This is a genomic window from Streptomyces sp. NPDC006197 (genome assembly GCF_040613865.1).
Classification (GTDB): Bacteria; Actinomycetota; Actinomycetes; order Streptomycetales; family Streptomycetaceae; genus Streptomyces.
Map to the genome: position 1 here is coordinate 21,024 of NZ_JBEXSZ010000114.1, position 6,384 is coordinate 27,407.

Annotated in this window: 5 protein-coding genes; 4 read left to right on the forward strand and 1 reads right to left on the reverse strand. The window is 69.4% G+C overall.

The window, feature by feature from the left end; genetic code table 11:
* Window positions 1-24: 24 nt before the first annotated feature.
* Window positions 25-1,059, reverse strand: a complete 1,035-nt coding sequence (locus tag ABZ318_RS28830; RefSeq protein WP_356905382.1) for a LacI family DNA-binding transcriptional regulator — start codon at window positions 1,057-1,059, stop codon at window positions 25-27.
* 335 nt (window positions 1,060-1,394) lie between these two features.
* Between ABZ318_RS28830 and ABZ318_RS28835 the strand changes: the two genes are divergently transcribed.
* Genes ABZ318_RS28835 through ABZ318_RS28850 form a run of 4 tightly spaced genes read left to right on the forward strand, consistent with a single transcriptional unit; the run spans window position 1,395 to window position 6,290 of the window.
* A complete protein-coding gene (locus ABZ318_RS28835) occupies window positions 1,395-2,669 on the forward strand; it encodes an extracellular solute-binding protein (RefSeq protein ID WP_356905383.1) in 1,275 nt (424 codons plus the stop codon).
* A gap of 19 nt (window positions 2,670-2,688) precedes the next feature.
* Window positions 2,689-3,702, forward strand: coding sequence for a sugar ABC transporter permease (locus ABZ318_RS28840; protein ID WP_356905384.1), 1,014 nt, complete (start codon window positions 2,689-2,691; stop codon window positions 3,700-3,702).
* Window positions 3,699-4,568 (forward strand): carbohydrate ABC transporter permease, encoded by an 870-nt coding sequence (locus tag ABZ318_RS28845; RefSeq protein WP_356905385.1) that lies wholly within the window; start codon window positions 3,699-3,701, stop codon window positions 4,566-4,568. Before ABZ318_RS28840 ends, ABZ318_RS28845 begins: the two co-directional genes overlap by 4 nt.
* 48 nt (window positions 4,569-4,616) lie before the next feature.
* On the forward strand, window positions 4,617-6,290 hold the full coding sequence (locus ABZ318_RS28850; RefSeq protein WP_356905386.1) for a glycoside hydrolase family 13 protein: 1,674 nt from the start codon (window positions 4,617-4,619) through the stop codon (window positions 6,288-6,290).
* The last annotated feature ends 94 nt before the right edge of the window (window positions 6,291-6,384 follow it).

Below are 6,384 nucleotides of genomic sequence, written 5' to 3' on the forward strand. Positions count from 1 at the left end.
GGTTCCCGGTGCACCCGCTCCCCCTCAGGAAGGAGTGCGCGCGGGCGACGGAGCCGACGCGGTCGAACCGCGAACCACCAGCTCGGGCATGAAGACGAACTCGGAGTGCGGAGCCGGGGTGCCCCCCACCTCCTCCAGGAGCGCGCGGACCGCGGCCTGCCCCATCGCCTGCACCGGCTGCCGGATCGTGGTGAGCGGCGGATCGGTGAACGCTATGAGCGGGGAGTCGTCGAAACCGACGACCGAGACGTCCCGGGGGACGTCCAGGCCCTGCTGCCGGGCCGCCCGGATCGCGCCGAGCGCCATCATGTCGCTCGCGCAGACGACCGCCGTGCAGCCGCGGGAGATCAGCGCCCCGGCCGCGGCCTGGCCGCCCTCCAGGGTGTAGAGGGAGTGCTGGATCAGCTCCTCGGACTCCTCGGGGGAGAGGCCGAACCGCTCCGCCATGCCCTGCTGGAAGCCCTCTATCTTGCGCAGCACCGGCACGAACCGCTTCGGTCCGACGGCGAGACCGATCCGCGTGTGCCCGAGGGCGGCCAGGTGCGTCACGGCCAGCCGCATCGCCGCCCGGTCGTCGGGGGAGACGAAGGGAGCCTGGACCTTCGGGGAGAAACCGTTGAGGAGGACGTACGGGACGCCCTTGCCGCGCAGCTGGTCGTAGCGCGTCATGTCGGCGGTGGTGTCGGCGTGCAGGCCGGAGACGAAGATGATGCCGGCGACGCCGCGCTCCACCAGCATGTCGGTGAGCTCGTCCTCGGTGGACCCGCCGGGGGTCTGGGTGGCGAGGACCGGGGTGTACCCCTGCCGGGTCAGGGCCTGCCCGATGACCTGGGCGAGGGCGGGGAAGATCGGGTTGTCCAGCTCGGGGGTGATGAGGCCGACGAGCCCCGCGCTGCGCTGACGCAGACGCACGGGCCGCTCGTAGCCGAGCACGTCGAGCGCGGCAAGGACGGACTCACGGGTGGCGGCGGCCACTCCCGCCTTGCCGTTGAGCACGCGGCTGACTGTGGCCTCACTGACCCCCGCCTGGGCTGCGATGTCGGAGAGCCGCGCGGTCATGAGGAAGGACTGTACCGGTCACGGGGCGTATTGCCCACCGCTACACCGGGGCCGTCTCGATGCCGTCCTGCTGCAAGGCCTTGCAGCCCTTGCCGGCGTCTTGCGGGGGCATTCGGGCGGGAAAGGGGGGCGATCGCCCCTGTCAAGCGATCCTTCGGCAACCTTCGGGACACGCGCATGTAACGATCGCCGGACCTTGCAGAAAGTTCTCGCAAGGTCTTTCGGCTCGTTTTCATCCCTGTTACGTTCCTGGCAACCCGGAGCGCCGCGAGGGAGCGGTCGCATGAGGAAGGTTCCAGCCCCTCGTCACCCCCGGGATCATCGAAGGAGTTCACATGCGGCGTGGCATAGCGGCTACCGCGCTGGTCGCGGCCCTGGGCGTGACCCTGGCGGCGTGCGGCGGAAGCGACAGCGGTTCCAACGGCTCGAAGGGCTCGGGCGAGCTCTCCGGCACCGTGACCTGGTGGGACACCTCCACGGTCGGCTCCGAGGACAAGGTCTTCAAGAAGATCGCCGAGGACTTCACCAAGGCGCACCCCAAGGTCACCGTCAAGTACGTGAACGTGCCCTTCGGCGAGGCGCAGAACAAGTTCAAGAACGCCGCGCAGTCCGGCTCCGGCGCGCCCGACGTCATCCGCTCCGAGGTCGCCTGGACCCCCGAGTTCGCCGACCTCGGCTACCTCGCCCCGCTGGACGGCACCCCCGCCCTCAAGAACCAGGACGACTTCCTCAAGCAGGCCGCGGCCTCCACCAAGTACAACGGCAAGACCTACGCCGTCCCGCAGGTCATCGACTCCATGGGCATCTTCTACAACAAGAAGATCTTCAAGGACGCCGGCGTCACGGTCCCCAAGAACATCGACGAGCTCAAGTCCGTCTCCGCCAAGATCAAGCAGAAGACCGGCAAGACCGGCCTGTACCTGCGCGGCGACGACGCCTACTGGTTCCTCTCCTTCCTGTACGGCGAGGGCGGCGACCTGGTCGACGCCGAGAACAAGAAGGTCACCGTCGACGGCCCGGCCGGCGTGAAGGCCTTCAAGGTCGTCAAGGACCTGGTGGACTCCGGCGCGGCCAAGACGGACGCGACCGACGGCTGGAACAACATGCAGACCGCCTTCAAGGACGGCAAGGTCGCCATGATGATCAACGGCCCGTGGGCCGTCTCCGACACCTACGCCGGCAAGGAGTTCGCCGACAAGGCCAACCTGGGCATCGCCCCGGTCCCGGCCGGCTCGGGCGGCCAGGGCGCCCCGCAGGGCGGCCACAACCTCGCCGTCTACGCGGGCTCCAAGAACCTCGACGCCTCCTACGCCTTCGCCGAGTACATGACCTCGGCCGAGACCCAGGCGAAGGTCTCGAAGGAGCTCAGCCTCCTCCCCACCCGCGAGTCGGTCTACATCAAGCCGGACGTCGCGACCAACGAGATGATCGCCTTCTTCAAGCCGGTCGTCGACAAGGCCGTCGAGCGCCCCTGGATCCCGGAGACCGGCAGCCTCTTCGCGCCGCTCGTCACCGAGTACACCAAGGTCCTGACCGGCCAGACCACCCCGGAGACGGGAGCCAAGACGGTGGGCGACGGCTACCGCAAGCTCCTGAAGGACTGGAAGTAACAGGAAGGCAGGCCGGCTGATGGCTGTGGACACCACCAGCCAGTCGGTGGCGAAGGCCGCGGGCGACGACGTCGCCCGCGGCCGGAACCGCGGAACTGGCAGTCACCGGGGCGCGGCGAAGCGCTCCCTCTCCACCCACTGGTACGCCTGGGCGATGGTCGCCCCGGTGACGATCGTGATCGCCGTGATCATCGGCTACCCGCTGGTCCGCGGCCTCTACCTGTCGCTGACCGACGCCAACGAGCGGAACGTCGCGCGGTCGATCGGTGTCAACCAGATCCCGGCCACCTACGAGTTCGTCGGGCTGGACAACTACGTCGCGGCGATCGACGGGAAGCAGTTCTGGCTGACGCTCGGCTGGACGGTCCTCTGGACCGTGTCCTGCGTGGCGATCACGTTCGCCCTCGGCCTGGCCCTTGCCAACATCCTGAACCGCAAGATAGCCGGACGCTCCGTCTACCGCCTGATGCTCATCCTGCCCTGGGCCGTGCCCGGCTTCGTCTCCGTCTTCGCCTGGCGCTTCCTCTACAACCAGGACAACGGCCTGCTCAACAAGATCCTCGCGGGCGGCGGCATCGACGCGATCCCGTGGCTGAATGACCCCACCATGGCCAAGCTCTCGGTCATTCTCGTCAACGTCTGGCTCGGCGTCCCGTTCATGATGGTCGCCCTCCTCGGCGGACTCCAGTCCATCCCCGGCGAGCTGTACGAGGCCGCCGAGATGGACGGCGCGAGCGCCTGGCAGCGCTTCCGGCACATCACCATGCCGGGGCTCCGGTCCGTCAGCACCACCGTGATCCTGCTGAGCACCATCTGGACCTTCAACATGTTCCCGGTGATCTTCCTGCTCACCCGGGGCGGGCCCGGCGAGGCCACCCAGATCCTCGTCACCCAGGCCTACAAGTTCTCCTTCGAGGTCAGCCCGCGCGACTTCGCCCAGTCGTCCACGTGGGGCGTGCTCATCCTGGTCCTCCTGATGGTCTTCGCCGCGTTCTACCAGCGCGTCCTCCGCAAGCAGGGAGAAGTCTGGTGACCACCACGACCCCCACCCCCCAGCCCCTGAACGCCCCGATCCGGGGCCGCCGCTCCCCGCTCGCCTCGGTCGGCCTGCACGTCACGCTGATCGTGGCCTCCGTGATCGCCGTCTTCCCGGTGCTGTGGGTCCTGCTGACCTCGCTGAAGCCGGCGAAGTTCGCGACCACCACGGACTTCTTCAAAGAGACGACGTTCGAGAACTACACGAACCTGCTGAACGACACCCCGTTCCTCACCTGGTTCGGCAACTCGCTGCTCGTCGCGGCACTCACCACCGTCGTCGGCGTCTTCGTCTCCGCCACCACGGGCTACGCCGTCAGCCGCTTCCGGTTCCCCGGCAAGCGCGGCCTGATGTGGACGCTGCTCATCACCCAGATGTTCCCGGTCGCCGTCCTGATCGTGCCGATCTACAACATCATGGCGACGATGGGCCTGCTCAACCAGCCGGTCGGCCTGGTCATCACGTACCTGACCATCGCCGTCCCGTTCTGCGCGTGGATGATGAAGGGCTTCTTCGACACCATCCCGCGCGAGATCGACGAGTCCGGCTACGTCGACGGCCTCACCCCGTTCGGCACCTTCTGGCGGCTCATCCTGCCGCTCGCCAAGCCGGGCATCGCGGTCACCGCCTTCTACTCCTTCATCACCGCCTGGGGCGAGGTCGCCTACGCCTCCGCCTTCATGGTCGGCGACGAGAACCTCACGCTCGCCGGCGGACTCCAGAAGTTCGTCAACCAGTACGGCGCCCAGTGGGGCCCGATGTCCGCGGCCTCCGTGCTCATCGCCGTCCCCGCCGCCCTGGTGTTCCTCTTCGCCCAGCGGCACCTGGTCACCGGCATGTCCGCCGGCGCCGTCAAGGGCTGACGGTTGAACGCCCCACCTGTACGCCCCTCCTTACCTCCCAGGGAAGACATGACCCAGCATCTCGCCACCCCGGCCGACGCCCCCACCACCGGCACGCACACGGGCTGGTGGAGAGACGCCGTGATCTATCAGGTCTACCCGCGCAGCTTCGCCGACGGAAACGGCGACGGCATGGGCGACCTGGAGGGCGTCCGCAGCCGGCTGCCGTACCTCAAGGAGCTCGGCGTCGACGCCGTCTGGCTCTCCCCGTTCTACGCCTCGCCGCAGGCCGACGCCGGCTACGACGTCGCCGACTACCGGGCCATCGACCCCATGTTCGGCTCGCTCCTCGACGCCGACGCCCTGATCCGCGAGGCCCACGAACTGGGCCTGCGCATCATCGTCGACCTGGTCCCCAACCACTCCTCCGACCAGCACGAGTGGTTCCAGCGCGCCCTGCGCGAGGGCCCCGGATCGGTGCTCCGCGAGCGCTACCACTTCCGCCCCGGCAAGGGCGTCGGCGGCGAACTCCCGCCCAACGACTGGGAGTCCATCTTCGGCGGCCCCGCCTGGACCCGTACGGAGAACCCGGACGGCACCCCCGGCGACTGGTACCTCCACCTCTTCGCCCCGGAGCAGCCCGACTTCAACTGGGAACACCCCGCCGTCCGCGACGAGTTCCGCTCCATCCTGCGCTTCTGGCTCGACATGGGCGTCGACGGCTTCCGCGTCGACGTCGCCCACGGCCTGGTCAAGGCCGCCGGGCTCCCCGACATCGGCGCCCACGACCAGCTGAAGCTGCTCGGCAACGACGTCATGCCCTTCTTCGACCAGGACGGCGTCCACCAGATCTACCGCTCCTGGCGGCAGATCCTCGCCGAGTACGACGGCGAGCGCATCCTCGTCGCCGAGGCATGGACCCCGACCGTCGACCGCACCGCGAACTACGTGCGCCCCGACGAGATGCACCAGGCCTTCAACTTCCAGTACCTGGGCACCCACTGGGACGCCGCCGAGCTCCGTACGGTCATCGACGCCTCGCTCGACGCGATGCGCCCGGTCGGCGCCCCCACCACCTGGGTGCTGTCCAACCACGACGTCACCCGGCACACCACCCGCTTCGCCAACCCGGCGGGCCTCGGCACCCAGCTGCGCACCCCCGGCGACCGCGAGCTCGGCCTGCGCCGCGCCCGCGCCGCCACCCTGCTCATGCTGGCCCTGCCCGGCTCCGCCTACGTCTACCAGGGCGAGGAGCTCGGCCTGCCGGACGTCACCGACCTGCCCGACGAGGTCCGGCAGGACCCGTCGTTCTGGCGGGCCAGCGGCCAGGACGGCTTCCGCGACGGCTGCCGGGTGCCGATCCCGTGGACCGTCGAGGGCTCCTCGTACGGCTTCGGCGACGGCGGCTCCTGGCTGCCGCAGCCCGCGACCTGGAGCGCCCTGAGCGTCGAGGCGCAGACCGGCGACCCCGGCTCCACCCTGGAGCTGTACCGCAGCGCGCTCGCCGTCCGGCGCGAGCGCCCCGAACTCGGTGCGGGCGACTCCGTCGAGTGGCTGGAGGCACCCGAGGGTGTGCTCTCCTTCCGCCGCGACGGATTCGTCTGCACCGCCAACACCACCGGCCGGGCCATCACCGTCCCGCTGCCCGGCCGGTACCTCCTCTCCAGCGGGGAGGTGGACGGCTCCGCCGCGCAGGGGACGGTGGAGCTGCCCGCCGACACCACCGTCTGGTGGGCGGCGTGACGATCCCCCTGCCGCGGGGCGCCGGGACCGAGGACGCCCTCACGCAGGCCAGGCAGGTCCACCTCCCGCACGATGCCCTTGTCGATCATGTACC